This is a genomic window from Nonomuraea sp. IBHARD001 (genome assembly GCF_056106265.1).
Genome location: NZ_JBWBBW010000002.1, coordinates 7,706,686 through 7,733,242, shown reverse-complemented (window position 1 = coordinate 7,733,242; position 26,557 = coordinate 7,706,686). Strand labels below are relative to the sequence as shown.

Genomic DNA, 26,557 nt, shown 5'->3' with positions numbered 1-26,557 from the left:
GGGGGCGGCACATGGCGATGGGAGCGAGGCGATGACGACCGGTGAGACACGGGCGCCTGAGCGGCTCGGACCCTACCGACTGCTCAGGAAGATCGGCGAGGGCGGCATGGGAGTCGTCCATCTGGGGCTCGACGGGGAGGGCCGCGAGCTCGCGATCAAGGTGCTGCATCCACACGTCGCCGCCGACCTCAAGGCGCGCGACCGGCTGACCCGCGAGGTCGAGACCATGCGCCGCGTGCGCAGCCCGCACGTGGCCGAGGTGCTCGACGCCGAGCTGGTCGGCGGGCAGCCGTACATCGTGACCAGGTACGCTCCGGGGCGCACGCTGGAGGAGCGGGTGCTGGCCGAGGGGGCGCTGACCGACCGTGAGCTGATCAAGCTCGCGCAGGGGTTGTGCGCCGCGCTGGTCGCCATCCACGCGGCGGACGTGATCCACAGGGACTTCAAGCCGTCCAACGTCATGCTGGTCAACGGCGATCCGCTGGTCATCGACTTCGGCATCGCCCATCTCGTCAACGCCACCCGGCTGACCCAGACCGGCATGTTCGTCGGCACGCCCGGCTATCTCGCGCCCGAGATCATCAGGGACACCGAGATCACTCAGGCGGCCGACGTGCACGCGCTGGCCTCGACGGTGTTCTTCGCCGCCACGGGCGTCCCGCCGTTCGGCACGGGGTCGTTCGAGGTGGTCTGCTTCAACATCATGGAGGGCAGGGCGCAGCTCGACCGGGCGCCCGGCTGGTTGCGCGGCTGGTTGCGCCGTGCGCTCGACACCGAGCCCGCCGCCAGGCCGAGCGCACGGCAGCTGCTGGGCATGGCCCGCGCGCTGGACCCCACCGTGACGGCCTTCCACGAGACGCCGCCCGGCGGCACCTCGGTGCTGCCCCCGGCCAACGGGACCAGGGTGCTGCCGTCCGAACGCCCGGTCGACGGCACCCGCGTGCTGCCCGGCGAGCAGGACCCCTCGCGCACGCTGTCGCTCGGCGACCAGCCCGGCGACGCCCAGACGCAGGGACAACAGGCACGGGCGCGTGCGCTGGCCAACGACGACAGCTTCTCCGACCTGCTGCCGCCGGTGGCCTACAGCAAGCCGCCGCGCAGGCCGAAGGCGGAGCCGGGCGAGCGCAAGCGCGACCGGGCGGGTCAGGCCGCCAAGCCGCCGCCGTACGTGCCCGCCAATCCGCCGCCCTACGTGCCTGCCAGGGCTCCCGCGCCCTACGCCGACCAGCGGGTGGCCGGCTATCCGGCACCGCAGCCCATGGGGCAGGCCAGACCGGGGCCGCCTCCGGCCGTCCAGCCGAGGCCTTATGCGCCTCCGGCCGCGCAGGCCAGGCCGTACACCCCTCCGGCCGAGCAGCGAGCGCCCTATCGGTCGGGGCACACGCTGATCAGCGGACTGCTGCTGGTCATCCTGGTGGCGCTCGCGTGCACGATGCCGGTCATGGTGGGCGCCTTCGCGGTCGTCGCCGCGCTGGTGCTGCGGGTGGGCGAGTACCTGTTCGGCGATCTCGTCACCCGGCGGCAGGCCAGGGGGAGCAGTGCGGCCGACCCGCTGCTCGCCGTGATCGGCACGCCGTGGGCGTTGATCAAGGCGACTCTGGTCACCCTGGTGCAGGTGCCGCTGGCGGTCCTGTTCGGGTTCTGTGTGTGGGGCGCGCTGCACTGGGGTGGCGGCCTTTCGACCGACGGCGCCGCGGCCTACGCGGCCGGTGCGTTCGCCGCCGGGCTGTTCGTGCTGCCGGGCGGAGGGGCGCCGCGCAAGGCGGTGAGCCGCACGCTGACCGCGGTGATCCGCAGTCCGGGCGCGGCCCTGGTGATCGCCCTGGCGCTCGGCACGGCGGCGCTGTTCGCGGTGCTGTTCGCGATGGGGGCGAGCCCGGTCTGGGACCCGTGGCAGGCGCCGTCCAAGGTGGTGGACAAGTTCAGCCGCGACACCCAGGCCAGTGCCATGGGCCTGATCAGCGACCTGTTCGGCGACCTCATGGGCAGCCTGGGCCTGGGGTTCCTGGCTCCCTGGAAATAGGTGTCCGGAGGGGCGGCTCCGGGAAGGATGGAGAGGAACGGACGCCGGAGGGGGAGGAATGGCAGCGCCTGATGGCGAGCGTTTGGGCCCCTACCGGTTGCTCTCGCCGCTGGGCTCCGGCGGATTTGGCGAGGTGCACCTCGCCCTCGATCCCGAAGGCCGCACGGTGGCGGTCAAGGTGCTGCACCCGCACGTGGCCGCCGACGAGGCGGCGCTGACCAGACTGGCCCGCGAGGTCGACACCATGCGCCTGGTGCAGGGCCCGCACGTCGCCGAGGTCCTCGACGCGTGCCTGGAGCCCTCGGACTCGCCCGGTGGGGTCAGGCCCTACCTGGTGACGAGATATGTCCAGGGCCGCCCGCTCAGCGCCGTCCCCGTGCCGATCACCGGGGAGCCGCTGCTGCGTCTGGCCCGTGGGCTCGCCGAGGCGCTGCTGGCCGTGCACGCGGCGGGCGTGGTGCACCGCGACCTGAAACCGGCCAACGTCATGCTGGCCGACGGCTCGCCCGTCGTGATCGACTTCGGCATCGCGCACGCGCTGGACTCGGCCTCGGTGACCGCGTCAGGCGCGGTGATCGGCACGCCCGGCTATCTGGCTCCCGAGGTGCTCGAAGGGCGGCCGGTGGGGGCCGAGGCCGATGTGTTCTCGTTCGGCGCGACGCTCGCCTACTGTGCGACCGGCCGCCAGCCGTACGGGAGCGGGCCGTTGAGTGCGATCGCCTATCGGGTGGTGCATCACCAGCCCGATCTCGAAGGGGTGCCCGAGTGGCTGAGCCCGCTGCTGTCGGACTGCATGCGGGGCGACCCGGCGGCCAGGCCGACGGCGGCGCAGATCTGCGCCAAGCTCGGCGCCGAGACGCGGGTGCGGGGCAGGCACAGCGCGCCCGCCGCGGTGAAGGCGGACGCGCCCGCCGATCCGGTGGCCGCCTCCCGGCACAGCCAGGCGGCGCAGTACCCTCCGGCGTTGTCGCGCGAGGAGGCGGCGGCCGATCTGCACGGTCTGGTCACCCGCGAGTGGCAGCCGGGCAGGCGTGAGGCGCGGGTCTCGGTCGAGCAGGCGAGGGCCAGGCACCGGGAGAAGGTGCGAAGGCGCTGGATCGTCGGCTCGGGGCTGATGGTCTCGCTGCTGGCCGCGGCGGCACGCGAGCCGTTGCCCGAGGTGTCGCTGCTGCTGATGGTCGGCTACGGGATCGCGCTGCTGAGCGACGCCGGGTTCGCGATGTTCGCCAAGGACGGGCTGCAACGCGGCAGGCTGGTGCTCGACGCGCTGACCGGGGTGGGCGCGGCGGGGCTGGTGGTGCTGCTGAGCGCGACGCTGAGCCCGTTCGCCCTGGCACTGTTCGCGTGCACGGCCTTGGTGGTGGGCGTCATCGTCGTGCTGACCGGCTGACCGGAACAAAGTTCGGTAGGGTGGAGGGCGACCGCTCTTCCGGAGTGGTCGATGACCTGGAGGTTTGCCACCAAGCTACCGATGGGTAACATATGGTCCGGGAGGCGAAGGCCGGACTCACCGGCCCGGCCCACCCACTGTGAGGACGCCCCAGGGCACCTGGCAATCTTGGCAGCACGTGACTCGTACCCCTTCGAGCACGACCGAGCATCCGGCGCCGGGCGCGGCGTACGCGAACTACGGGAGGTCGGCCACCGGCCATGAACATCGTTGTCTGCGTGAAGCAGGTCCCCGACACGGCGACCGAGCGCAAGCTCCGGTCCGATGACAAGACGCTCGACCGCGACGCCGCAGACGGTGTCGTCAACGAGCTTGACGAGTACGCGGTCGAGGAGGCGCTCAAGCTCAAGGAGGCTCACGGCGGCGAGGTGACCGTCCTCAGCATGGGTCCGGGCCGAGCGACCGAGACCATCCGCAAGGCGCTCGCCATGGGCGCCGACAAGGCGGTCCACCTGAGCGACGAGGCCCTGCACGGGTCCGACGCCCTGTCGACCTCCTACGCGATGGCCCAGACGCTGAAGAAGATCGGGTTCGACCTGGTCATCCTCGGCTCGGAGTCCACCGACGCGCGCACCGGCGTGCTGGCCGCGATGCTGGCCGAGCGCCTCGGCGCGCCGCAGCTCACCCTGGCCAACAAGGTCGACGTGAACGGCTCGGCCATCACCGTGCAGCGGATCACCGACTACGGCTACGACAAGGTCGAGGCGCAGCTCCCGGCCGTCGTGTCCGTCGTCGAGAAGATCAACGAGCCGCGCTACCCGTCGTTCAAGGGCATCATGGCGGCCAAGAAGAAGCCGGTCGAGACGCTCGCCATCGGCGACGCGGAGATCGACGGCTCGCAGGTCGGCCTGGGCGCCGCCTGGTCCGAGGTCGTCGACTTCGCCGCGGCCCCGCCGCGCGCGGCCGGCACCATCGTCAAGGACGAGGGCGACGGCGGCAGCAAGGCCGCCGACTACCTGGCGTCCAAGAAGTTCATCTGAGAACGGGGGATATTGCTGATATGTCGGAGATTCTCGTTCTCGTTGAGCACGTCGACGGCGAGGTCAAGAAGGTCACGCTCGAACTGCTGACCCTGGCCCGCTCGCTCGGCTCGCCCGCCGCCGTATGGGCGGGTCCCGGCTTCTCCGCCGACGCCAAGGCCAAGCTGGCCGAGTTCGGCGCCGAGAAGGTCTACGTCGCCGGTTCTCAGGAGATCGTCGACTACGTCGTGGCGCCGAAGGCCGAGCTGCTCGCCCAGCTCGTCGGCTCCGCCTCGCCCGCCGCGGTGCTCGTCGCCGCGACCGCCGAGGGCAAGGAGATCGCCGGTCGCCTCGCGGTCAAGACGGACTCGGGCGTCATCACCGACGCCGTCGGCGTGGGCGAAGGCCTCATCGCCGACCAGTCCATCTTCGGCGGCGGCGTCAACGTGCACTCCCGGGTGACCAAGGGCACGCCGATCATCGCCGTCCGGCCCAACTCGACGGCCCCCGTGGCCGCCGCGGGCGCCGGAGCCGAGGAGGAGGTGTCGCTCGCGCTGACCGACTCCGCGCGTGCCGCCAAGGTCGTCGAGCGCGTCAAGCAGGAGAAGGGCGCTCGTCCCGAGCTGACCGAGGCCGCGATCGTGGTCTCGGGCGGGCGTGGTGTGGGCTCGGCCGAGAACTTCTCGGTCATCGAGGGCCTGGCCGACACCCTGGGCGCGGCCGTCGGCGCATCGCGCGCCGCGACCGACGCCGGGTGGTACCCGCACCAGTTCCAGGTCGGCCAGACCGGCAAGACCGTCTCGCCGCAGCTGTACATCGCGGCGGGCATCTCCGGTGCGATCCAGCACCGAGCCGGTATGCAGACGGCCAAGACGATCATCGCGATCAACAAGGACCCGGAGGCGCCGATCTTCGAGCTCGCCGACTTCGGCGTCGTGGGCGACCTGCACCAGGTCGTGCCCCAGTTGACCGACGAGATCGGCAAGCGCAAGTAGCACCGCACACGGACGGCGCCGCTCCCCGGTCAAGGGGGGCGGCGCCGTCCGTCGTCCCGCGAACGGGTCAGGCCGCGATCGGCACCCGCTCACGCTCGGGCGCCTCGGCCGAGTGCCGCAGCCCCAGCGCCACCGGACGCGGCAGGAACCGCGAGGCCACCGCGATGAGCACCCCGAGCAGTACGGCGATGCCGAGCGCGATCCTCAGCCCGGCCGAGTCCGACAGGAACCCGATGACCACGGGCCCGAGCAGCAGGCCCGCATAGCCCATCGCACCGGCCTGCGCGATGGCCGGACCGGGCGTGTCGGTCGCGGTGCCGGTCAGCGAGAGCGTCACCGGCACGATGGTGGCGACGGCGACGCCCACGAACACCATGGCCACGAGCGCCACCAGCGGCGACGAAGCCGTGATCACGATCGAGAACGTCGCGGCCGTGGCCAGCCCGGCGACGGTGAGCATGCCCTTGACGCCGAACCGGGCGCGCAGCCTGTCGCCGCTCATCCGCGCGGTCAGCATGCCGAGCTCGAACAGCGGGTAGCCGAGCGCGGCCAGCGCCTCGGGCGCGCCGAGCGTGTCCCGCATGAAAAGACCGTTCCAGTCCGCGACCGTGCCCTCGACCATGAACGCGAAGAACATGATGGCGCCGAGCAGGTAGACGACCGGCGGCATCCTGCGCTTGGCGGCGGCGCCGGCGGGCGAGGAGGCGGCGGCCTTCGGCTCGGGCAGGTAGGTGCTGCCGAGGTAGAGCATGACGGGCAGCGAGACCAGCGCCACCAGGGCGAGGTTCGCGGTGAACGACAGTCCGAAGGCGATGCCCGCGGTCCCGGCGAGTCCGGCCGAGATCGCGCCCACGCACCACCCGGCGTGCATGCCGTTCATCAGCGGTCGCCGGTAGGCCTGCTCGACCGTCGAGCCCTGGGCGTTCATCGCGATGTCGACGGCGCCGAACGCCATGCCGAACACCGCCACGGCCGCCAGCAGCAGCGGCAGGTTCGGCGCGAGGCCGACAAGGGCGAGGGAGACGGCGGTGGCGGGACCGGCCACGCGCAGGACCGAGCGGCTGCCGGTGCGCTGCATCACGCCGCGCATCGACTGCATGGTCACCAGTGCGCCCAGACCCCACACCAGCAGGGTCAGGCCGACGGCGGACTCGGTGAGGCCCAGCTTGTCGGTGAGGGCGGGGATGCGCACGGTCATGGTGCCGACCATCAGGCCTGCCAGGATGAACGTGAAGATCACGCCCTTGCGGGCAGTCCTCAGGTCGCGGCTCATGATTCAACTCCTTCTCGGGGTGTTTAGTGATTCGTCACTTGGGCACACAAAAGCCGGTCGCCCCTTTCCGGCCGGAGCCGGAAGAGGGGGCGACCGCCAAGGCGGCACGGGGACTGTCAGGCGCGATCGTCAGGGCAGCAGCGACAGCAGGCGCGTTTTGAGCGCCGCGTAGTGCCCTTCGTCATAAAGGTCGGGGTCGTGGCTCACGACGTCCCACAGGCCCTCACAGGCCAGCCTGACGATCTGGGCGGCCCCGGGGTCGGGCTCGTCCTCCAGGCCTTCGCGGTGCCATCGGCACATCGCCTCGCGCAGGGGCGCGAGCAGGTAGAGGTTGCCCGAGGCGCCGGTGACCACGGCCCATCGTCGCAGCCTGCCGCTGCGCACGGCGGCGAACGTGGCGGCCACGTAGCGCCGGGTGTAGGTCTGGCCCTCCTGGGCGGCGACCAATTCGTCGAACTCTCCGATGAGGCGCTCGACCATGCCCTTGATCAGGGCTTCCTTGGTGCTGAAGTGGTAGAGAAGACCACCCTTGCTCACGCCCGCCTGCTCGGCCACGGCGGAGAGGGTGAGTGCGGAGGAGCCCTGCTCGCCGAGCACCTGCTCAGCAGCATCAAGAAGCTCTTCCCGTCTCATACCGATGACTATACCGTCCAGACGGTACAGTAGCAAACGGGATACTCTGATCCGGTGAACAGACCGCCGGCCTACCTTGATCACGCGGCGACCACGCCGATGCTCCCCGAAGCGAGAGAGGCGATGGTGGCCTTGCTCGGCCGGGTCGGCAACGCCTCCTCGTTGCACGCGTCCGGTCGTCAGACGCGCAGAGTGGTCGAGGAGTCACGCGAGAGCATCGCCGACGCGCTCGGCGCACGCCCCAGCGAGGTCGTGTTCACCTCGGGCGGCACCGAGGCCGACAACCTCGCCGTCAAGGGGCTGTACTGGTCATCGGGCCGCAGGCGCATCCTGATCAGCGCCATCGAGCACCACGCCGCGCTCGACCCCGCCCACTGGCTGGCCGACCACCAGGGCGCCGAGGTGGAGCAGCTGGCCGTCGACGAGGTCGGCCGGGTGCACCCCGACACGCTGCGCGCCGCGATCGAGCGCGACCCCGCGAGCGTCGCCCTGGTCAGCGTCATGTGGGCCAACAACGAGGTCGGCACCGTGCAGCCGGTGCGCGTGCTGGCCGCCATCGCCGCCGAGCACGGCGTGCCGTTCCACACCGACGCCGTGCAGGCGATCGGACAGCTCCCCGTGTCGTTCGCGCACTCGGGCGCGGGCGCGCTCACCGTGTCGGGCCACAAGGTCGGCGGCCCGATGGGCGTCGGCGCGCTGCTGCTGGCCAGAGGCCTCACGCCCGTCCCCGTGCTGCACGGCGGCGGCCAGGAGCGCGACGTGCGCTCGGGCACACTCGACGCCCCCGCCGTGGCCGGGCTCGCCGCCGCGGTGTCGATCGCGGTGGCCAGGCAGCACGAGCACGCCGCCCACCTGACCGCGCTGCGCGACGAACTGATCGAGCGCGTACGGCTGGCGGTGCCGGACGTGGTGCTCAACGGCGACGTCGAGGGCAGGCTGCCGGGCAACGCGCACTTCTCCTTCCCCGGCTGCGAAGGCGACGCGCTGCTCATGCTGCTCGACGCCAAGGGCGTGGAGTGCTCGACGGGATCGGCGTGCTCGGCGGGCGTGGCCCAGCCCTCGCACGTGCTGCTGGCGATGGGGGCGGACGCGGTGCGGGCCAGGGGCTCGCTGCGTTTCACCCTCGGCCACACCTCGACGCAGGAGGATGTCGACCGGCTGGTCGAGGTGCTGCCGCAGGTCGTGGAGCGGGCGCGCCGGGCCGGGATCAGCTGAGCCGGGCGGGCGCCCGCGAGGAGGTCAGCTCTGCCCGGTGACCGGGCAGCCGCCGGTCATCTTGCCGACCAGTGAGTTCGGGTCGTAGAAGTGCTCGACCTCGACCAGCTTGAGGTCGTCGCTGACCTTGGCGACGCTCACGCCGTACATCTCGATGCGCTCGGAGGTGGGGGCGAAGCCCTTGTACGGGCCGTCGAAGCTGCCCCAGTGCCGCCACTTGAACGTGACGACGGGCGGCGGCGAGAGAACCTCCAGCACCTCCCAGAAGAAGCCGCCGGGGAAGGCGGTGTGGAAGACGTGGTGCGAGGAGTCGAACGTCTCGGCGTACTGGTCGTAGAAGGCGCTGTCGCCGATGAGGATGTTGTAGCTGCCGCGCTCGACGATGTCGGCGGGCGTGGCCCACGCGCCGCCGTTGATCCGGGTGCGGAAGTGCTCGGTGACCATCGAGACCCAGGTCGCGGGGTCGCGCTTGTGCGAGACCTCCATCTCGAAGACCTGGACGATGCTCTCGACGATGGCTTCGAGCGAGGTCGGGTCGAAGGTGTGGGTGCGTTCCTGGGGCAGCACGGTGTGCGACAGGTGGTAGTCGGGCGCGCCCTCCCGCCAGTCGGCGGGGTCGGTCGCGGCCACCACGGCGTCACGTCCGCGCAGCCATAAAGGGGTATCAGTTGACATGCGGCTCATTTCCTATGCAGAAGCGGGGAATCTCACCAACGGTGGCGATCTTCACGTATGCCGCAAATCCCTGCAAGGCCCAATGTCAACTCGATGTCAGCTGAGGAGGTGTCAGCTGAGGAGGTGTCAGCTGAGTGAGGTGTCAGCTGAGGAACGGCGAGACCGCGACCCAGCCCGGATCCGCCGTCACCTCGACCTGCGCCTCCCCGTGCGCCCAGCCCTCGACCAGCCCGCCCGCGAGCTTCGCCGCATCCGTGGCCGGATCGGCGTAGAGGTGGAGGACACGTCGCCCGTCGGCGCTCAGGTGCGCGGCCAGCAAGGCGCTCGTCCCCAGCCCCTCGGCGAGCCGCTCCTCGACCTCGCGCAGCGCGGTCAGCGCCTCCTCCGACGGCAGCCCGGCCTCGTCGGCGCCGGGGTAGGGCAGCGTGATCGCGATGTGCTGGTCGAACAGCGGATGGTCGACCGGCCTGAGCGGGAAGCGCGCGGTGGCGATCAGCTTGGCCCCGGTCTCGCTCTGCCCTTCGAGCAGCGCCCACTGCTCCTCGGCGTATCCCGACGCCAGGTCGGCCACCACGGCGGGCAGGTGCACGGCGGGCACGGAGTCGATCGGCTCGAACGTCGCGGCCGTGATCTCACCCACCCACCGGGCCACGTCGTCCTCGCCGACCAGCCAGTCGAGGGCCAGCAGCGTGGCCTCCATCCTGACCTCGTCGCCGAGGTCGGCGAAGATCGGATGGAAGGCGGCCACGTCGATGCGCGGCGAGTCGCGCGGCACCCGCAGGCCGAGCTGGAGCTTGTCGAAGGCGAACGCGAGCCCGCCCACCTTCAGCGTGAGCTCGCTCGCGGCGGGATTGGCCTGACGGGAGGGATGGAACTCCCACTGCTCGTCGGCGGGCGGCGCCGCTGCGGCCCAGCGGTGTGCGGCCGAGCGCAGCTCGGGATCGCCCGCCGCGGTGACCACCAGCGCCTGCGCCGCCACCCGCCCGGGGGCGATCTCCCACACCAGGTCGGGATGCACGGCGTCCACCGCCTCCGACAGCGTCCCGGCCAGGCGCTCGCCCTCGCCCTGCGCCACCATGGCGTCGATGGCCTGCCTGTTGTCCGCCCACCACACCCAGAAGGGCGTGACCGTGTCGCCGTCGCCGCGTCGTCGCATAGCCCGTCATTCTCCCAGACCGCCGACCTCCCGGCGGACGGTAGTCTCGAAGGGTCATGAGTGCTACCCCGAAGCTGCGCGTGCTCGCCGCCATGTCAGGCGGCGTCGACTCGGCCGTGGCCGCCGCCAGGATCGCCGAGGCCGGCCACGACGTCACCGGCGTGCACCTCGCGCTGTCCGCCAATCCGCAGTCGCACCGCACCGGCGCGCGCGGCTGCTGCACCGTCGAGGACTCGCGCGACGCGCGCAGGGCCGCCGACGTCATCGGCATCCCCTTCTACATCTGGGACATGGCCGAGCGCTTCCAGCGTGACGTGGTCGAGGACTTCGTCGCCGAGTATGCCGCCGGGCGCACGCCCAACCCATGCCTGCGCTGCAACGAGAAGATCAAGTTCGAGGCGGTCCTGGACCGGGCGCTGGCACTCGGCTTCGACGCCGTCGCCACCGGCCACCACGCCAGGCTCTCGGGCGGTCTGCTCGGCCGCAGCCCCGACCACGCCAAGGACCAGTCCTACGTGCTCGGCGTGCTCACCCGCGAGCAGCTCGGCCATGCGATCTTCCCGCTGGGCGACTCCACCAAGGCGCAGGTGCGCGAGGAGGCGGCCAGGCGCGGCCTGACCGTGGCCGACAAGCCCGACAGCCACGACATCTGCTTCATCGCCGACGGCGACACCAGGGGCTTCCTGGCCGAGCGGCTCGGCGCGGCCCAGGGCCCGATCGTCGACGCGCTCACCGGCGACGTCGTCGGCAACCACCAGGGCGCCTACGGCTTCACCATCGGCCAGCGCAAGGGCCTGCACATCGACAGACCGGCCGCCGACGGCAGGCCGCGCTACGTGCTGTCCATCGAGCCGGTCTCCAACACCGTCACCGTGGGGCCGCGCTCGGCCCTGGAGGTCACCGAGATCGTCTGCGGCCCGGCCGTGTGGAACGGCCCCGCCACGATCGAGGGGCCGCTCACCGTGCAGCTGAGGGCGCACGGCGAGGTCTACGGCTGCCTGGTCGAGGAGGGCCCGCACGGCCTGCGCCTGACACTCGACGGCCCGGCCACCGGTGTGGCCGCCGGCCAGGCCGCCGTGCTCTACTCGGGCGACACGGTGGTCGGCTCGGCGACCATCACCTCGTCCGCCTGACCCTCGCGAGCCCGGTCAGCTCTTGAGGGTCACGGACTCGGCGGGCGCGAGTCTGCGGATCTCCATGCCCTCGTGCCGCTCGGACTCGTAGGCGAACCAGTTGTCCACCAGACCGAGGCCGACCTCGTTGTAGAGCCCGTCATGCGTGGAGAAGGCGCGCTGCGGGCGTACCTCACGGATGTAGAGCAGCGACTCGGCCATCTTGAGCCACGGCGCGCCCGTCGGCACCAGCAGCGTGCCGACCTCGACGCCGGGCACGGTGAAGGCGTCGCCGGGGTAGAACACCTCGTCCTCCACCAGGTAGCCCACATTGTCGACCGGCGGCACGTCGGGCAGGTTGACGGCATGGCGCTCGCCGAAGACCTTCACCCCGAACCCGGCGGCGTCGAACGCGTCGCCGTGCCGTACCTCGTGCACGGTGGCGGCCGTCTCGGCCAGGAGGGGCAGGACGCCCGCGCAGGTGTAGACCTCGACGCCGGAGCCGAGCTGCTTGAGGCGTTCGGCGTCCACGTGGTCGAAGTGCTCGTGGGTGATCAGCACCACGTCGGCGCCGTCGAGCGCCTCCTTCTCGCTGAAGACGCCCGGATCGATGACCAGGACCCTGCCGTCCTTCTCCAGCCGGACGCAGGCGTGACCGTATTTCGTGAGCTTCATGCCGCTCACTCTAGGCTGATGGCGTGCATGACTACCCGTGGGCAGAGGCGAGTGCGACCGGCATCGGATCGCATCCTGGTGAGGACCATCTGGAGACGGCCAGGACGGTGTTCGGCGAGGTGCCCGCCCTGCCCTACCTGCCCGAGCTGCCCGCGCGCGGCGTGGGGGCCGACATGGTGGGCAGGACGGCCTCGCTGCTGGTCGACCTGGTCGCCGAGGTGCAGCCGTCCGGCTGGCGACTGGCCGATCGGCCGGGCCGCGACCATCGGCGTGCCCGCGACCACCTGGCCCGCGACCTCGATGCGCTCGAAGAGGTCGGCGACGGCTACACCGGGCCGCTGAAGCTGCAGGTGTGCGGGCCGTGGACGCTCGCGGGCGCGATCGAGCTGCGACACGGCGACAAGATCCTCGCCGACCGGGGCGCGGTCCGCGATCTCGTGGAGTCGCTGGCCGAAGGCGTCGCCGGGCACGTGGCCGAGGTACGCAGGCGGCTGCCCGCCGTGAGCGAGATCGTGCTGCAGCTCGACGAGCCCGGCCTGCCCGGCGTGCTGAAGGGCACGGTGCCGACGGCGTCGGGGTTCGGGCGGCTGCGCGCGGTCGAGCCGTGGCCGGTGGCGGAGGGGCTGCGCCGCTTCACCGCACTGGGCTGGACGGTCGTGCACTGCTGTGCGCCGGTGCTGCCGTTCGACGTGCTGGGCAAGGCCGGGGTCAAGGGCATCTCGCTCGACGCCTCGCTGCTGCGGCGCAAGGACGAGGACGCGATCGGCGAGCTGATCGAGGGCGGGACCGCGTTCTTCCTCGGTGTGGTGCCAGGCGTGGACCAGCGCCTGCCCGACAAGGGGAAGCTGGCCGGGCCCGCGCTGGAGTTGTGGCGCAGGCTGGGGTTCGCCCCGTCCGCGCTGAGCTCGCAGGTCGTGCTGACGCCCGCGTGCGGGCTGGCGGGCGCCTCTCCCGCCTACGCCAAGGCCGCGCTCGCCGCGTGCCGCCAGGCGGCCCAGGTGTTGCGGGACGAATCTGCCGAATAGCGATTTATGCATGCAATAGCAAGCGGAGTGCAACCCGCGTGCTCTAGTTTCGGCCCATGATTCATCGCACGCTCGGCGCGACCGCGGCCATCGCCGCCCTGCTGGCCTTCGCCACGCCCGCGGTCGCGGCCACCGCTAATCCCGAGGTCTGGTCGTGGGGCCCGATCCAGTCCGAAGGCAAGGGCGCGAAGGCGAAAGGCAAGGTCACACTCGACCGGCCCGGCTTCGTCGTCAGCGGGAAGCTGTGGAACGTCCCCGGCACGAAGGGATGCGCCTGGCTGAAGTTCCGCTACGTCAAGGACGACGGCAAGAAGGTGCACAAGAGCTTCCGAAACTGCTCCACGACCCAGCCGAAATCCTTCGCCTTCCCGAGCGGCTACATGCTGTTCATCGAGGGCAAGGTCTGCAAGGGCACCACGACCAGGGTCACCGGCAGGTGCTCGGCGTGGGAGGGCGTGTGGTCACAGGGCGGCTGACACCGCTCTGAGTAGTCCCTACTCATGAAGGCCTCGCTCCATCGGTGGTGAACTCCATGTGTGATGGCCGGTGACTTCGCGGGGGCGACCGCGCTGCTGCTCGGCACCGGCACGCACGGTCAGGGCTCCGACCTCGGCGACATCGCCTCGGTCGCGCCGACCCTCGCCGACCTGCGTGAGGTGCTGCTGGAGGTGTGCGGGTTCGGCCGGGTCGAGGTCGGACTCGACCTGACCACACCCGGCGAGCTCGGAGCGGCGATCGCCCGTGCCGTTGACGCGCCGAAGGGGCCGCTGCTCGTCTGCTACGTGGGCCACGGCCTGGTCAGCGCGCACGGGGCACTGCACCTGGCCACGTCGGGCACCAGGACGGGCAGGCTCAGCCTCGAACACACCGCACTGCCCTACGACCTCGTCCGCAGATACCTGCTCGAACGTACCCACGGCCCGGTCGCCGTCGTCCTGGACTGCTGCTTCTCCGGCAGGGCCATCGACGGCATGGCCGGTCCCGCCGACGACGTCGCCGCGCTCGCCGAGATCACCGGCGGCTACGTGCTCACCTCGGCGGGACGCGGGGAGCCGTCGTTCGCACCCGAAGGCATCAGGCACACCGCGTTCAGCGGGGCGCTCATCGCACTGCTGCGCGAGGGCGACCCCGAGGCGCCGCCGCTGCTGCGCCTGCGGGACGTGCACACCTCGCTCAGCCGTACCCTGCCCGCCTCCGGCTTCCCCCGTCCGCGTGCCCGCGCCACCGGCCGGGTGGGCGAACTCGTCCTGGCCGCCAACCCGGCGCACGCCGCCTCGGCCCAAGGGGTACGGCAGGTGCCGTCCGCGCCGGTCGAAGGCTGCCCGTACCTCGGGCTCGCCGCCTTCTCCGACGCCGACGCCGCCCTGTTCTTCGGACGTGAACGCCTGGTCCGCACGCTGCTCACGCGCCTGGCCGCCCGTGCCGCCGACCCGGCGCCGCTGATCCTCACCGGGGCCTCGGGCGCGGGCAAGTCGTCGCTGGTGCGGGCCGGGCTGGTGCCCGCCGTACGGCGGGGCGGGCTCGGGGCGCCCGCGAGCGTGGCGGTGACGACACCGGGGGAGCCGCTGCCCGAAGGGGCGCAGGTCCTGGTCGTCGACCAGTTCGAGGAGGTGTTCGCCGGGCATGACGCCGAAGGCGACTACGTCACGCGGGTGTGTGAGCATCCCGGGCCGGTCGTGCTCTGCGTGCGGGCCGACTTCCTCGGGCGGCTGGCCGGGCATCCGGCCCTGCGCACGGCGATGGAACGCGGGCAGGTGCTGGCCGGTCCGATGACGCGGGCCGAGCTCCGCCAGGCGATCGAGCGACCGGCGGCGGCGGCCGGACTGGTGCTGGAGCCCGGACTGGTCGAACTGCTGCTGGCCGACCTGGGCACCGGCGCGGGCAAGCTGCCGCTGCTCTCGCACGCCCTGCTGGCGACCTGGCGCGACCGCGAGCAGGGGCCGGAGGGCGACCGGCTGACCGTCGCCGCCTACCTGCGCACCGGCGGCATCCAGGGCGCGCTCGCCGCCACCGCCGACGCCGTGCTCGCCGCCCTGCCCACCGAGGCCGACCGGCGCACGGCTCGCGACCTGCTGCGCGGGCTCGTACGCGTGGGGGAGGGCACGGAGGACGTCAGGCGAAGGGTGGAGCTGGACACCCTGCTGGCCGAGATGCCCGATCCGCTGGGCGCGTGCGCCGTGCTGGAGGCGTTCGCGGCGGACGAGGCCAGGCTGGTCACCCTTGACGCGGGCACGGTCGCCATCACCCACGAGGCCCTGCTGCACGCCTGGCCGGTGCTGCGCGCCTGGATCGACGCCGACCGGGCGGGCCTGCTGGTCGAACAGCGGCTGGCCGACGCGGCCCGCATCTGGCGTGCCGAAGGGCGGGAGAGCGCCGTGCTGTATCGCGGGGCCAGGCTCGAGCTCGCCCGCGATCGGGCCACCTCCGAGCTGACCAGGGAGTTCGTGGCCGCCTCCGAGGCCGAGGAGAGGCGGGCCGCCGCCTCCGCGCGACGCCGGGCCAGGCTGCGGGCGGGCGTGACCGCGCTGCTCGCCGTCCTGCTGGTGGCCGTGTCGGCCGCCGCCGTCATCGCCGTACGGCAGCGGGGCCTGGCCGAGGAACGCGGACGTCTGGTCACCGCGCGCAGCCTGATGTTCCAGGCCGACACCCTGCGCGAGAGCGATCCGCCCGCCGCCGTCGCCCTCAGCCTCGCGGCGACCGAGGCCGCGGGCGCCGACCCCGGCGCGGCCGTCGAGGCGCGGGCCCACCTGACGGCGACGCTGGCGACCGGCCACTACCTCACCAGGCTGGAGGAGCGGCCGGGCTCAGGCGGATTCGGCGGGCCGGTACGCGAGGTGGCCGTGAGCACCGGGACGCACGCCACGGTGGCGGTCGTCGCCGACTCCGGCGCGGTGTCGCTGTTCGACGCGAAGGACGCACGGACACCGGTACGGCTGGCGACCCTGCCGGGAGAGGTACGACATGTCGCCTTCAGCCCGGACGGGCGGCTGATGCTCACCTCGGGCACGGCGAGCGCGGTGTGGGACCTGGCGGACAGGCGCAGGCCCACGCCGATCGGCGCCCTGCCCGACGCGGGCGTGCTCGTGTTCAGGCCCGGCGGGCGGATCGTCCTGGTCGCCGACGCCGGGAGGGCCAGGCTGTGGGACCTGTCGGCCCCGGCCGAGCCGAGACGCCTGGCCGAACTGCCCGACGTGTACTCGGCCGCCTGGAGCGCCGACGGCCGCGTCCTGCTGACCGGCGGCGGCGACCGGGAGGCGGCCGTGTGGAGTGTGCGCGACCCGGCCTCGCCCCGGCGCCTTGGCGCACTGCCGAGCCGTGACGGGCGAGGCGGCAGGACGCGCGGTGTGGCGCTGAGCCCCGACGGCGGCACCGCGATCGTCTCGGGCAGGGGCGAGGGCGTCGACGTGTGGGACGTCGCCTCGCGCAGCCGCCTCTACACGCTGAGCGGCCACGAGGAGGAGGTCAGGGCGGTGGCGTTCGGCCGCGACGGCCGTACCCTGGCCACGGCGGGACGCGACCGTCTCATCGTGCTGTGGGACCTCGGCGACCGGCTGGTGCCCAGGCGGATCGGCGTGGTGGGCGGGCATCGGGCCTGGGTGGCGACCCTCGCCGCACGCCCCCAGGACGACCTGCTCGTCAGCGGCGACGGCACCGGCGCCGTCCACCTGTGGGACCTGGCCGACCGCTCGGCCCCACCCCTGCTCGCCCGCCTCCCCGGCGACCCGGGCGCGCTGCGCTCGGCCGCCTACGCCCCCGACGGCGCCACCGCAGTCCTCGGCACCCGCGACACCGGCGCCCTCACCTGGCGCCCCCCGAGCCGGGCCGCGATCCCCCTCGCAGGCACGCGAGGGCTGGTCGATCAGGTCGCCTACAGCGGTGCCGACGCCGTCACGAACGCGCCGCTGACCCTCTGGCCCCGGGCCGGGCCGCCCGTCGTCCTGGCGGGCCCGGTGCGCCTGCTGGCCTCGGCGGCGAAGGCGCGGGTGCTGCTGACCGTGGACGACGACGGCGAGCTCAAGGCGTGGGACCCGGTCACCAGGGCGGTGACCTGGCGCGGCGTCGCGCCGAAGGACGCGCTGGCGCTCGCCGTCAGCCCGGACGGCTCGGTCGCGGCCGTGGGCGACGCCACCGGCACGCTCACCCGCTACGACCTGCGCGCACCGAAGGGGAATGACCGGACGGCCAGGCGGGTCCACACCGAAGGCGTGAGCGCCCTGGCCTTCTCGCCCGACGGGCGGCTGCTGGCCAGCGGCGGCGAGGACAGGCGTGTGGTCCTGTCCGACGCCGCCACGCTCACCGCGCATGCCGTGCTCGACGCGCACGCCGACACCGTGCAGTCGTTCGCCTTCAGCCCGGAAGGCCGGATGGCGCTGTCGCTGGGCGCCGACGGCGTCGCCAAGGTCTGGCTGGTGACCCGCCCGGCCCTGCCGTACCCGCTGGCGGTGCTCAGGCAGGTCAGCGGCGTGGGGGTGTTCGGGCCGGACGGGCGCACGGTGCTGACCGGCCACGCGGAGGGCGGCGCGGCCGTGTGGGACATCGGCAGGCAGTACGGCCTGGCCGCCGACCCGGTCGGGGCCGCCTGCACGATCCTGGGCCCCCGGCACGGCGGGCCCTGCTCGCCCTGACCATCCATGCTCACCTCATGATCGGAGACACGCATGATCGGCATCGTTCTGGCGGCGGCCCTGCTCACGGGCCAGGTGGGAGCGCCTCCCGACCCCTTCCTCGTCGACAGCGTCGACGGGCGCGGCACCGGAAGAGGCACGGTGTCGGCACGCGCCACCTCGGTCACCGTCAAGGTCAAGCTCACCGACCGGTCCTCACCCGACGTGTGCACCTACGCCAGGTTCAGGGTCAAGGGCGCCAGGCTCGCGACGGACAAGCCGTGGTTCGGCTACTGCGGCGGCGGCAGCCGTACGTTCACCTTCACCTTCCAGCAGGCGACGTCGGTCGCGCTGAAGGTGTGCCGAGGGCAGAGCAGCACCCGTGTGGTGCGCTGTTCGGGGTTCGAGCGCATCTGGCCGTGAGCCAAGGTAATGACAGTCTCAGGCCCGCGTCGCGCCCCGGCGGCGAACGGTAGCGTTCTCCTACGGTTCACCGGTGTGACGAGGGGAGATGCCCGATGGCTGCGGAGGTCGAGGGTGTGCCCGTGACCGCGCTCGAACGGCACGCCGAGCTCGCCGAGCTCGTGCGGGTCGCCAGGGTCGACTATTACGAGCGCGACCAGCCGAAGGTCAGCGACGCCGAGTTCGACACGTGGTTCCACGAGCTGGAGGCGCTGGAGGAGGCGCACCCCTCGCTGCGCACGCCCGACTCGCCGACCCAGCAGGTGGGCACGAGCGTCGGCGGCGAGTTCGCCAAGGTGGAGCACCTGCGGCGGATGGAGAGCCTGGACAACGCCTTCGACGACGAGGGCATGACCGTGTGGATGACCCGGGTCGAACGGCTGGCCGAGGGCGAGGCGGGGCCCTACCTCTGCGAGCTCAAGATCGACGGTCTCGCGCTCGCGCTGATCTACGAGAAGGGCGAGCTGGTCAGGGCCGCGACCAGGGGCGACGGCACGACCGGCGACGACGTGACGCCCAACGTCCGCACGATCAAGGGCGTGCCGCACCGGCTGAGGGGCGACGGCGTGCCCGACCGGGTCGAGATACGCGGCGAGGTGTACTTCCCGATCGAGAGCTTCAACCAGCTCAACGAGGAGCTCCTGGCGGCGGGCGAGAAGGTCTACGCCAACCCGCGCAACTCGGCCTCGGGCTCGCTGCGCCAGAAGGACCCGTCGGTGACCGCACGCAGGCCGCTGCGCCTGATCGTGCACGGCGTCGGCCTGTGGGAGGGCGGCCAGGAGCCGCTGACCCAGTCGGAGGTCTACGACCGGCTCAAGGAGTGGGGCCTGCCGGTCAGCGACCTGTACCGGGTGGTGCCCGATCTGCAGGGCATCAACGACTACATCGCCCATTACGCCACGCACAGGCACGACCCGGCCTACGAGATCGACGGCGTCGTGGTCAAGGTCGACCGGATCAGGATGCAGCGCGAGCTCGGCTCGACGGCCAGGGCGCCGCGCTGGGCGATCGCCTTCAAGTACCCGCCGCAGGAGGTCAACACCAAGCTGCTCGACATCACCGTCGGCGTGGGCCGCACCGGCAGGGTGACGCCCTTCGCCGTGCTCGAACCCGTCCAAGTGGCGGGCTCGACGGTCGAACGCGCCACGCTGCACAACGCGGCGGTCGTGGTGAGCAAGGGCGTGCTGATCGGCGACACGGTCGTGCTGCGCAAGGCCGGTGACGTCATCCCCGAGATCATGGCCCCGGTGATGGCGCTGCGCGACGGCACCGAGCACGCCTTCGTCATGCCGACGCACTGCCCGGCCTGCGGCACCGAGCTCGCCTACGAGCAGGAGGGCGACGCCGACCTGCGCTGCCCCAACGCCTACGGCTGCCCGGCGCAGCTGCGCGAGCGCCTGTTCTTCGCCGCGGGGCGCAACGCCTTCGACATCAGGGGACTCGGCTATGTGGGCGCGACCGCGCTGGTGCAGCCGCTGGCCCCGCAGGAGCCGGTGCTGCGCACCGAGGCCGGGCTGTTCGACCTCACGATCGAGCAGCTGCAGCCGATCAGGTCCCTGGTACGCGACCAGGACACCGGCCAGCCCAAGATCGACCCGAAGACCGGCGAGCCGAAGGAGGTCTCGCTGTTCTCCAACCTCAACGGAGAGCCGAGCGAGAGCGCCAGGACGCTCGTCGCCGAGCTCGCGCGGGCCAAGGACAAGGAGCTCTGGCGGGTGCTGGTGGCCTTGTCGATCCGCCATGTCGGCCCGCCGACGGCCAAGAAGCTCGCCTCGGCCTTCCGCTCGATGGACGCCATCGCGGCCGCGTCCGAGGAGGAGATCGCGGCGGTCGACGGCGTCGGGCCGAAGCTGGCCACCACGATCCGCGAGTGGTTCGCCGTCGACTGGCACCGCGAGATCGTCGAGCGCTGGCGTCAGGCGGGCGTGCGCATGGAGGACGAGCCCGCGCCCGAGAAGGGGCCGCAGACGCTGGAGGGCCTGACCTTCGTCGTCACGGGCACCCTGGAGGGCTTCACCCGAGACTCGGCGGCCGAGGCCATCGCGGGACTGGGCGGCAAGGTGGCCTCGTCGGTGTCGAAGAAGACGGCATTCGTCGTCGTAGGGGACAATGCCGGGTCGAAGTACGACAAGGCGGTCAGCCTCGGTGTGCCGATCCTCGATGAGGCCGGGTTCAGGATCCTGCTGGACGAAGGCCCGGAGGCGGCGGCCGGGGCGGCGGTCAAGCCCGAGGAGTGACCGAGGGCCGCCGGGTCGCGAGCAGCAGTGGAAAGGCAGGCATGTCAGCAGACCCCACCCCCGTGCGGCTGGCCGAGCTCAGGGCGTCGTTCGACGCGATCGACGCCAGCGGCGACGGCTTCATCTCCGAGGCCGAGTTCCGCAGGCACTTCCCCGATCTTCCGGCCGAGGCGATCGGCTCGCTCGGCCGTGACGCCGATTCCGACGGCGACGGCCGCATCTCCTTCGAGGAGTTCGTCCGCCTGCTCGGCGCCTGACCGGCGCCCTTCCGTGGCCCGTCCCCTGTGCCTCTCCGGCATCGGGGACACCACGCGCATGATCCCTTGGGCAGGTATTGTTGGCCGTAGATTCCGGCAAGGGCGACTTTTGCTGAAAACGCGACGTGACGGAACGTACGCGGCCGGTTTCGCGAAGTGGACTAAAGGTCGTACCCTCCCATAGTGACCTCATGGGGGTTCCGTTACCGATGACTGACCCGAATGACACACGTGACACCGGACCGCGCGTCGGCTCGCCGTTGTGGGCCTTTCTCGCGGGCGTCTCGGCAGTCGGCCTGACCGCGCTCGTCGTGGCACAGCTCAGGCTCGACCCGGCCGAGTTCGTGCAGCTTGCCCGTACCCCGCTGCTGTGGGTGCTGGCCGTTCTCGTCGTGCTCGGCGAGCTGCGGCCGGTGATGGTCTCGTCCTCGACGACCGTCGGCGGCACCTATCCCTCCACCATGTTCTCCTTCGCCGTGCTGCTGCATTTCGGCCTCTCGGTCGCCGTGCTGCTGCAGGCGGCGGCGATCCTGGTCAACGGGCTCGTCATCCGAAGAGCCTGGCACCGTGTGACGTTCAACGTCGCCCAGGCGACGCTCGCCTTCACCGCGGCGGCCGTGACGCTCGGGCTGTTCGGCATCGTGCCGACGCCCTCGACGCCGTGGATGCCGGCCGGCACCGACGTCCTGGCCATCACACTGGCCGGAGTCGCGTACTTCGTCTCGCGTGCCGTCTTCGTCTCGGGCGCCGTCGCCCTGCACGAGCGCCGCTCGATCAGCCGCGTGCTCAAGGCCACGCTCGGACCGCAGAGCCTCGTCTACACCGGTCTGATCGGCCTGGCCCCGCTCGTGGTCGTCGTCATGGACGAGTCGCCCGGCCTGGTCCCGCTGTTCGTCGCCCCGCTCGCCGCCGTGTACTTCACCGCGAGCCTGTCCATGCGACGCGACCACCAGGCGCTGCACGACGAGCTGACCGGCCTGCCCAACCGCAAGCTGCTCATCGTCAGCACCGAGGAGGCGCTGGCCGAGGCCAGGCAGGACGAACGCGTCGGCCTGTTCCTGCTCGACCTCGACCGCTTCAAGGAGGTCAACGACACGATGGGCCACCCGGTCGGCGACCGCCTGCTGCAGATGGTCGCCCACCGCCTGACCCACTCCGTACGGCCGGGCGACGTCGTGGCGCGGCTCGGCGGCGACGAGTTCGCGGTGCTGCTGCCCTCCATCAGGGACGCGCACGCCGCCCGCGAGGTGGCCGCCAGGCTCCGCGTCGCCCTCACCGAGCCCGTACGGCTGGAGGGCATGACGTTCGACATGGACGCATCGGTCGGGATCGCCATCTACCCCGACCACGCGCCCGACTTCGAGATGTTGCTGCAGCGCGCCGACGTGGCCATGTACCTGGCCAAGGAGGGCCGCACCGGCGTCGAGATCTACCAGCAGGACAAGGACCGCAACTCGCCCGAGCGCCTCAACCTGCTCGGCGACCTGCGCAGGGCCGTCGACAACGACGAACTCCGCCTGCACTACCAGCCCAAGGTCGCCCTCGACAGCGGCGTCGTGCACGGGATGGAGGCGCTGCTGCGCTGGACGCATCCCGAGCGCGGGCCGATCTCGCCCGCCGACTTCATCCCGCTGGCCGAGCAGTCCTACCTCATGCGTCAGCTCACCCAGCACGTCATCGAGGCGGCGCTGGAGCAGGCGGCACGCTGGTGGCACGCCGGGCTCGCCGTACAGATATCGGTCAACGTCTCGGCGCGCGACCTGCTCGACTCGGCGCTTCCCGACCAGTTGGAGGCCGGGCTCTCGCGTTTCCGGCTGCCGCCTTCGGCGATCCAGCTGGAGGTCACCGAGCGCATCCTGATGAGCGACCAGGCCTACACGGCCGAGACCATCAAGGCGCTGGACAGGCTGGGCGTGCCGCTGGCGCTCGACGACTTCGGCACGGGGTACTCCTCGCTCATCCGCCTGCAGCGCCTCACGGTGTCGGAGGTGAAGATCGACCAGTCGTTCGTACGGCGCATCGCCGAGTCCGAGGACGACGACCGCATCGTGCGCTCGATCGTCGACCTGGTGCGCTCGCTCGGGCTGCGCTCGGTCGCCGAGGGCGTGGAGTCGGAGGCGGTGGCGCGGCGGCTGGCCGAGATGGGGTGCGAGATGGGTCAGGGCTGGCACTTCGGCGCCGCGCTGCCCGCCGCCGAGGCCACCGCCTGGCTGCGCGAGCGCTGGTCGCCCGAGACCGACCCGGAGACGGGCGCCGCCTACCGCTTCGGCCACGTGCAGGAGGTCACGGCGACCCCCTGACCGTGCGGCCGTGCGCCGCTCCGGGGGACGGGGGCGCTCTGACATGGTCGTTGCCCGGTTGCGGGCATGTTAACGAGTCGGCTTGGCCGCGTCGGCAGCCCTAGGATGAGAGCGTCAGACTCCATCCACGAAATCCACGAAACGGGTTCAACGACTCATGTCCGCCATAACCCGCGACGAGGTCGCGCACCTGGCCCGGTTGTCCAGGCTGGCGCTCTCCCAGGACGAGCTCGACCACTACGCCACCCAGCTCGATGCCATCATCGAGTCGGTCGCGCGAGTGGCGGAGGTCGCCGCCGAGGACGTCCCGCCATCGTCGCACGCGCTCCCGCTGACCAATGTCTTCCGTGCCGACGAGGTGCGACAGTCCCTGACACCCGAGCAGGCCCTCTCCGGCGCGCCCGCCGTCGAGGACGACCGCTTCCGGGTGCCGCGCATCCTGGGGGAGGAGGCATGAGCCTGATCCACAAGAGCGCGGCCGAGCTCGGCGCGCTGATCGCCTCGGGCGAGACCTCGGCCGTCGAGGTCGCCCAGGCCCACCTCGACCGCATCGCCGCCGTCGAGCCGAAGGTCAACGCCTTCCTGCACATCGACGCCGAGACCACACTCGGCCAGGCCCGCGCCGTCGACGCGCGCAGGGCCTCGGGCGAGGAGCTCGGCCCGCTGGCCGGAGTGCCGATCGCGCACAAGGACATCTTCGTCACCAAGGACATGCCGACCACGGCCGCGTCCAAGATCCTCGAAGGCTGGCGCCCGCCCTACGACGCGACCGTCACCGCGCGGCTGCGCCAGGCCGGTCTGGTCATCCTGGGCAAGACCAACCTCGACGAGTTCGCCATGGGCTCCTCGACCGAGAACTCCGCCTACGGCACCACGCACAACCCGTGGGACCTGACCAGGATCCCCGGCGGTTCGTCCGGCGGCTCCTCGGCCGCGGTCGCCGCCTACGAGGCGCCGCTGTCGACCGGCACCGACACCGGCGGCTCGATCCGCCAGCCCGCCGCCGTCACCGGCATCGTGGGTATGAAGCCCACCTACGGCGGCTCCTCGCGCTACGGCCTGGTCGCCTTCGCCTCCTCGCTCGACACGCCCGGCCCCTTCGCCCGCAACGTGCTCGACGCCGCGCTGCTGCACGAGGCCTTCTCCGGGCACGACCCGATGGACTCCACCTCCATCGACGCCCCCGTCCCGAGCGTGGTCGAGGCCGCGCGCCAGGGCGATGTGGCCGGTCTGCGGATCGGCGTGGTCAAGGAGTTCGGCGGCGACGGCTACCAGCCCGGCGTGCTGGCCCGCTTCCAGGAGACGGTCGAGCTGCTGGAGTCGCTCGGCGCCAAGGTCGTCGAGGTCTCCTGCCCGTCCTTCACCACGGCCCTGCCCGCGTACTACCTGATCGCGCCGTCGGAGTGCTCCTCCAACCTGGCCCGCTTCGACGCCATGCGCTACGGCCTGCGCGTCGGCGACGACGGCACCCGCAGTGCCGAGGAGGTCATGGCGCTGACCAGGGCGGCCGGATTCGGCCCCGAGGTCAAGCGGCGCATCATGCTCGGCACCTACGCGCTGTCGAGCGGCTACTACGACGCCTACTACGGCCAGGCGCAGAAGGTCCGCACGCTCATCGCACGCGACTTCGAGGCCGCCTTCCACCAGGTCGACGTGCTGGTCTCGCCGACCACGCCGACGACGGCCTTCCCGATCGGCGAGCGCGCCGACGACCCGATGGCGATGTACCTCGCCGACCTGTGCACGATCCCGTCCAACCTCGCGGGCAACGCGGCCATCTCGGTGCCGTGCGGCCTGGCCGACGAGGACGGCCTGCCGGTCGGCCTGCAGATCATGGCCCCGGTGCTCGGCGACGACCGCTGCTACCGGGTCGGCGCCGCGGTGGAGAAGGCCCTGGAGAGCCGCTGGGGCGGCCCGCTGCTGAAGGAGGCTCCGCAGCTGTGACTGTGATGCCCTATGACGAGGCGCTGACGCGCTTCGAGCCCGTGCTCGGCCTGGAGACCCACGTCGAGCTCGGCACCGCGTCCAAGATGTTCTGCGGCTGCGCCACCGCGTTCGGCGCCGCGCCCAACACCCAGGTCTGCCCGGTCTGCCTGGCCTTCCCCGGCTCGCTGCCGACGGCCAACGCCCAGGCGATCGAGTCGACGATCCGCATCGGCCTCGCGCTGAACTGCTCGATCGCCGAGTGGTGCCGCTTCGCCCGGAAGAACTACTTCTATCCGGACATGCCGAAGAACTATCAGATCTCCCAGTACGACGAGCCGCTGTGCTTCGACGGCTACCTCGACGTCGAGGTCGACGGCAGGACCGTGCGGATCGAGATCGAGCGCGTGCACCTGGAGGAGGACACCGGCAAGTCCACGCACGTGGGCGGCGCCACCGGCCGCATCCAGGGCGCCGACTACTCCATCGTCGACTACAACCGGGCCGGCATCCCGCTGGTGGAGATCGTCACCAAGCCGATCCCCGGCACCGACAGGATGGCCCCCGAGGTCGCCCGCGCCTACGCCACCGAGCTGCGCGAGGTCATGCGCGCGCTCGGCGTCTCGGACGTGCGCATGGAGGAGGGCTCGATGCGCTGCGACGTCAACGTCTCGCTCATGCCGCGCGGCGCCACCGAGTGGGGCACCCGCACCGAGACCAAGAACGTCAACTCGCTGCGCAGCGTCGAGCGTTCGGTCCGCAGCGAGATCGAGCGGCAGGCGGCGATCCTGGCCGACGGCGGCAGGATCATGCAGGAGACCAGGCACTTCCACGAGGACACCGGCGTCACCACGTCCGGCAGGTCCAAGGAGGAGGCCCAGGACTACCGCTACTTCCCCGAGCCCGACCTGGTGCCGATCGCGCCCGACCCGGCGTGGGTGGCCGAGCTGAAGGCCGCGCTGCCCGAGCTGCCCAGGCTCAGGCGCAAGCGGCTGCAGCAGGAGTGGGGTGTGTCCGACCTCGACATGGAGTCGATGCACAACGCCGACGCCATCGAGCTGGTCGAGGCCACGGTGGCGGCCGGAGCCCCGGCGGCCGACGCGCGCAAGTGGTGGATGGGCGAGCTGGCCCGCCGGGCCAACGAGGCGGGCGTCGCCCTCTCGTCGCTGGCCATCACCCCCGGCCAGATCGCCAGGGTGACCGTGCTGGTGGCATCGGGCTCGCTCAACGACAAGCTGGCCAGGCAGGTGCTCGAAGGCGTGCTCGCCGGTGAGGGCTCGCCCGACGAGGTCGTCGCCGCGCGCGGCCTGCAGATCGTCAACGACGAGGGCGAGCTCTCGGCGATCATCGACAAGGTCCTCGCCGACAATGCCGACGCCGCCGACAAGGTCCGCTCCGGCAAGATCGCCGCGGTGGGCGCACTCGTGGGCGGTGTGATGAAGGCGAGCAGGGGCAAGGCCGACGCCGGTCGCGCCCGCGAGCTCATCCTCGACAAGCTCGGCGTCTCCGAGTAGGTCAGGACGCCGCACCCCGCCCCGGACGACGACCGGGGCGGGGCCGCGGCGGAAAACGAGTTGCCATGC

At 71.9% G+C, this 26,557-nt stretch carries 21 protein-coding genes; 16 read left to right on the top strand and 5 right to left on the bottom strand.

Annotated elements, in window-relative coordinates; genetic code table 11:
• Positions 1–31 precede the first annotated feature (31 nt).
• From ACTWNK_RS36755 to ACTWNK_RS36740, 4 genes are all read left to right on the top strand, one after another.
• A complete protein-coding gene (locus tag ACTWNK_RS36755; RefSeq protein ID WP_474309517.1) occupies positions 32–2,023 on the top strand; it encodes a serine/threonine-protein kinase in 1,992 nt (663 codons plus the stop codon).
• Positions 2,024–2,081: 58 nt separating this feature from the next.
• On the top strand, positions 2,082–3,413 hold the full coding sequence (locus tag ACTWNK_RS36750; protein ID WP_474309516.1) for a serine/threonine-protein kinase: 1,332 nt from the start codon (positions 2,082–2,084) through the stop codon (positions 3,411–3,413).
• A gap of 260 nt (positions 3,414–3,673) precedes the next feature.
• Positions 3,674–4,453 carry an electron transfer flavoprotein subunit beta/FixA family protein gene (locus tag ACTWNK_RS36745; protein WP_474309515.1) on the top strand — a complete coding sequence of 260 codons (780 nt, stop codon included), beginning with the start codon at positions 3,674–3,676 and terminating at the stop codon, positions 4,451–4,453.
• Between the two features lie 20 nt (positions 4,454–4,473).
• Positions 4,474–5,427 (top strand): electron transfer flavoprotein subunit alpha/FixB family protein, encoded by a 954-nt coding sequence (locus ACTWNK_RS36740; protein WP_474309514.1) that lies wholly within the window; start codon positions 4,474–4,476, stop codon positions 5,425–5,427.
• Between the two features lie 67 nt (positions 5,428–5,494).
• On the opposite strand, the gene ACTWNK_RS36735 is transcribed toward ACTWNK_RS36740, so the two are convergent.
• Both ACTWNK_RS36735 and ACTWNK_RS36730 read right to left on the bottom strand, forming a co-directional pair.
• On the bottom strand, positions 5,495–6,700 hold the full coding sequence (locus ACTWNK_RS36735; protein WP_474309513.1) for an MFS transporter: 1,206 nt from the start codon (positions 6,698–6,700) through the stop codon (positions 5,495–5,497).
• A gap of 129 nt (positions 6,701–6,829) precedes the next feature.
• Entirely contained in the window at positions 6,830–7,333 is a 504-nt protein-coding gene (locus ACTWNK_RS36730) for a TetR/AcrR family transcriptional regulator (RefSeq protein ID WP_474309512.1), read from the bottom strand.
• A 54-nt stretch (positions 7,334–7,387) separates the two neighbouring features.
• Between ACTWNK_RS36730 and ACTWNK_RS36725 the strand changes: the two genes are divergently transcribed.
• Positions 7,388–8,548, top strand: coding sequence for a cysteine desulfurase family protein (locus ACTWNK_RS36725; RefSeq protein WP_474309511.1), 1,161 nt, complete (start codon positions 7,388–7,390; stop codon positions 8,546–8,548).
• 24 nt (positions 8,549–8,572) lie between these two features.
• Here the strand turns inward: ACTWNK_RS36725 and ACTWNK_RS36720 are convergent, their stop codons facing one another.
• Positions 8,573–9,223, bottom strand: a complete 651-nt coding sequence (locus ACTWNK_RS36720; protein ID WP_474309510.1) for a hypothetical protein — start codon at positions 9,221–9,223, stop codon at positions 8,573–8,575.
• Between the two features lie 142 nt (positions 9,224–9,365).
• Complete coding sequence (locus ACTWNK_RS36715) at positions 9,366–10,379, bottom strand: DUF695 domain-containing protein (RefSeq protein ID WP_474309509.1); 1,014 nt, start codon at positions 10,377–10,379, stop codon at positions 9,366–9,368.
• Positions 10,380–10,435: 56 nt separating this feature from the next.
• Here ACTWNK_RS36715 and mnmA point away from each other — a divergent pair, with 56 nt between their 5' ends.
• Positions 10,436–11,512 carry a tRNA 2-thiouridine(34) synthase MnmA gene (mnmA, locus tag ACTWNK_RS36710; RefSeq protein ID WP_474309508.1) on the top strand — a complete coding sequence of 359 codons (1,077 nt, stop codon included), beginning with the start codon at positions 10,436–10,438 and terminating at the stop codon, positions 11,510–11,512.
• Positions 11,513–11,527: 15 nt separating this feature from the next.
• Here mnmA and ACTWNK_RS36705 read toward each other — a convergent pair whose 3' ends face one another.
• On the bottom strand, positions 11,528–12,166 hold the full coding sequence (locus ACTWNK_RS36705) for an MBL fold metallo-hydrolase (protein WP_474309507.1): 639 nt from the start codon (positions 12,164–12,166) through the stop codon (positions 11,528–11,530).
• A 23-nt stretch (positions 12,167–12,189) separates the two neighbouring features.
• Between ACTWNK_RS36705 and ACTWNK_RS36700 the strand changes: the two genes are divergently transcribed.
• The 10 genes from ACTWNK_RS36700 to gatB all read left to right on the top strand — a co-directional run bounded on the left by ACTWNK_RS36700 (position 12,190) and on the right by gatB (position 26,488).
• Entirely contained in the window at positions 12,190–13,191 is a 1,002-nt protein-coding gene (locus ACTWNK_RS36700) for a methionine synthase (protein ID WP_474309506.1), read from the top strand.
• A gap of 56 nt (positions 13,192–13,247) precedes the next feature.
• On the top strand, positions 13,248–13,667 hold the full coding sequence (locus tag ACTWNK_RS36695; RefSeq protein ID WP_474309505.1) for a hypothetical protein: 420 nt from the start codon (positions 13,248–13,250) through the stop codon (positions 13,665–13,667).
• A 63-nt stretch (positions 13,668–13,730) separates the two neighbouring features.
• Complete coding sequence (locus tag ACTWNK_RS36690; RefSeq protein ID WP_474311100.1) at positions 13,731–17,816, top strand: caspase, EACC1-associated type; 4,086 nt, start codon at positions 13,731–13,733, stop codon at positions 17,814–17,816.
• 33 nt (positions 17,817–17,849) lie between these two features.
• Entirely contained in the window at positions 17,850–18,218 is a 369-nt protein-coding gene (locus ACTWNK_RS36685; protein WP_474309504.1) for a hypothetical protein, read from the top strand.
• A gap of 95 nt (positions 18,219–18,313) precedes the next feature.
• Positions 18,314–20,494: an NAD-dependent DNA ligase LigA gene (gene ligA / locus ACTWNK_RS36680; protein WP_474309503.1), complete on the top strand. Its 2,181-nt coding sequence runs from the start codon at positions 18,314–18,316 to the stop codon at positions 20,492–20,494.
• 41 nt (positions 20,495–20,535) lie between these two features.
• Positions 20,536–20,751 carry an EF-hand domain-containing protein gene (locus ACTWNK_RS36675; protein ID WP_474309502.1) on the top strand — a complete coding sequence of 72 codons (216 nt, stop codon included), beginning with the start codon at positions 20,536–20,538 and terminating at the stop codon, positions 20,749–20,751.
• Between the two features lie 209 nt (positions 20,752–20,960).
• Entirely contained in the window at positions 20,961–23,051 is a 2,091-nt protein-coding gene (locus tag ACTWNK_RS36670; RefSeq protein WP_474309501.1) for a putative bifunctional diguanylate cyclase/phosphodiesterase, read from the top strand.
• Positions 23,052–23,208: 157 nt separating this feature from the next.
• A complete protein-coding gene (gene gatC / locus ACTWNK_RS36665) occupies positions 23,209–23,508 on the top strand; it encodes an Asp-tRNA(Asn)/Glu-tRNA(Gln) amidotransferase subunit GatC (RefSeq protein ID WP_474309500.1) in 300 nt (99 codons plus the stop codon).
• A complete protein-coding gene (gene gatA / locus ACTWNK_RS36660) occupies positions 23,505–24,995 on the top strand; it encodes an Asp-tRNA(Asn)/Glu-tRNA(Gln) amidotransferase subunit GatA (protein ID WP_474309499.1) in 1,491 nt (496 codons plus the stop codon). The genes gatC and gatA overlap by 4 nt, the downstream gene beginning before the upstream one ends.
• A 5-nt stretch (positions 24,996–25,000) precedes the next feature.
• A complete protein-coding gene (gene gatB / locus ACTWNK_RS36655) occupies positions 25,001–26,488 on the top strand; it encodes an Asp-tRNA(Asn)/Glu-tRNA(Gln) amidotransferase subunit GatB (protein WP_474311098.1) in 1,488 nt (495 codons plus the stop codon).
• Positions 26,489–26,557: the final 69 nt, after the last annotated feature.

Excerpts from the sequence above, each read along its gene's own strand:
- ACTWNK_RS36690 (WP_474311100.1), top strand. The coding sequence starts at position 13,731 with ATGGCCGGTGACTTCGCGGGGGCGACCGCGCTGCTGCTCGGCACCGGC.
- ACTWNK_RS36745 (WP_474309515.1), top strand. The coding sequence starts at position 3,674 with ATGAACATCGTTGTCTGCGTGAAGCAGGTCCCCGACACGGCGACCGAG.
- ACTWNK_RS36705 (WP_474309507.1), bottom strand. The coding sequence starts at position 12,166 with ATGAAGCTCACGAAATACGGTCACGCCTGCGTCCGGCTGGAGAAGGAC.
- ACTWNK_RS36715 (WP_474309509.1), bottom strand. The coding sequence starts at position 10,379 with ATGCGACGACGCGGCGACGGCGACACGGTCACGCCCTTCTGGGTGTGG.
- gatB (WP_474311098.1), top strand. The coding sequence starts at position 25,001 with ATGCCCTATGACGAGGCGCTGACGCGCTTCGAGCCCGTGCTCGGCCTG.
- ACTWNK_RS36735 (WP_474309513.1), bottom strand. The coding sequence starts at position 6,700 with ATGAGCCGCGACCTGAGGACTGCCCGCAAGGGCGTGATCTTCACGTTC.
- ACTWNK_RS36730 (WP_474309512.1), bottom strand. The coding sequence starts at position 7,333 with ATGAGACGGGAAGAGCTTCTTGATGCTGCTGAGCAGGTGCTCGGCGAG.
- ACTWNK_RS36755 (WP_474309517.1), top strand. The coding sequence starts at position 32 with ATGACGACCGGTGAGACACGGGCGCCTGAGCGGCTCGGACCCTACCGA.
- gatC (WP_474309500.1), top strand. The coding sequence starts at position 23,209 with ATGTCCGCCATAACCCGCGACGAGGTCGCGCACCTGGCCCGGTTGTCC.
- ACTWNK_RS36750 (WP_474309516.1), top strand. The coding sequence starts at position 2,082 with ATGGCAGCGCCTGATGGCGAGCGTTTGGGCCCCTACCGGTTGCTCTCG.
- ACTWNK_RS36670 (WP_474309501.1), top strand. The coding sequence starts at position 20,961 with ATGACTGACCCGAATGACACACGTGACACCGGACCGCGCGTCGGCTCG.
- ACTWNK_RS36685 (WP_474309504.1), top strand. The coding sequence starts at position 17,850 with ATGATCGGCATCGTTCTGGCGGCGGCCCTGCTCACGGGCCAGGTGGGA.
- ACTWNK_RS36720 (WP_474309510.1), bottom strand. The coding sequence starts at position 9,223 with ATGTCAACTGATACCCCTTTATGGCTGCGCGGACGTGACGCCGTGGTG.
- ACTWNK_RS36695 (WP_474309505.1), top strand. The coding sequence starts at position 13,248 with ATGATTCATCGCACGCTCGGCGCGACCGCGGCCATCGCCGCCCTGCTG.
- ACTWNK_RS36675 (WP_474309502.1), top strand. The coding sequence starts at position 20,536 with ATGTCAGCAGACCCCACCCCCGTGCGGCTGGCCGAGCTCAGGGCGTCG.
- ligA (WP_474309503.1), top strand. The coding sequence starts at position 18,314 with ATGGCTGCGGAGGTCGAGGGTGTGCCCGTGACCGCGCTCGAACGGCAC.
- mnmA (WP_474309508.1), top strand. The coding sequence starts at position 10,436 with ATGAGTGCTACCCCGAAGCTGCGCGTGCTCGCCGCCATGTCAGGCGGC.
- gatA (WP_474309499.1), top strand. The coding sequence starts at position 23,505 with ATGAGCCTGATCCACAAGAGCGCGGCCGAGCTCGGCGCGCTGATCGCC.
- ACTWNK_RS36740 (WP_474309514.1), top strand. The coding sequence starts at position 4,474 with ATGTCGGAGATTCTCGTTCTCGTTGAGCACGTCGACGGCGAGGTCAAG.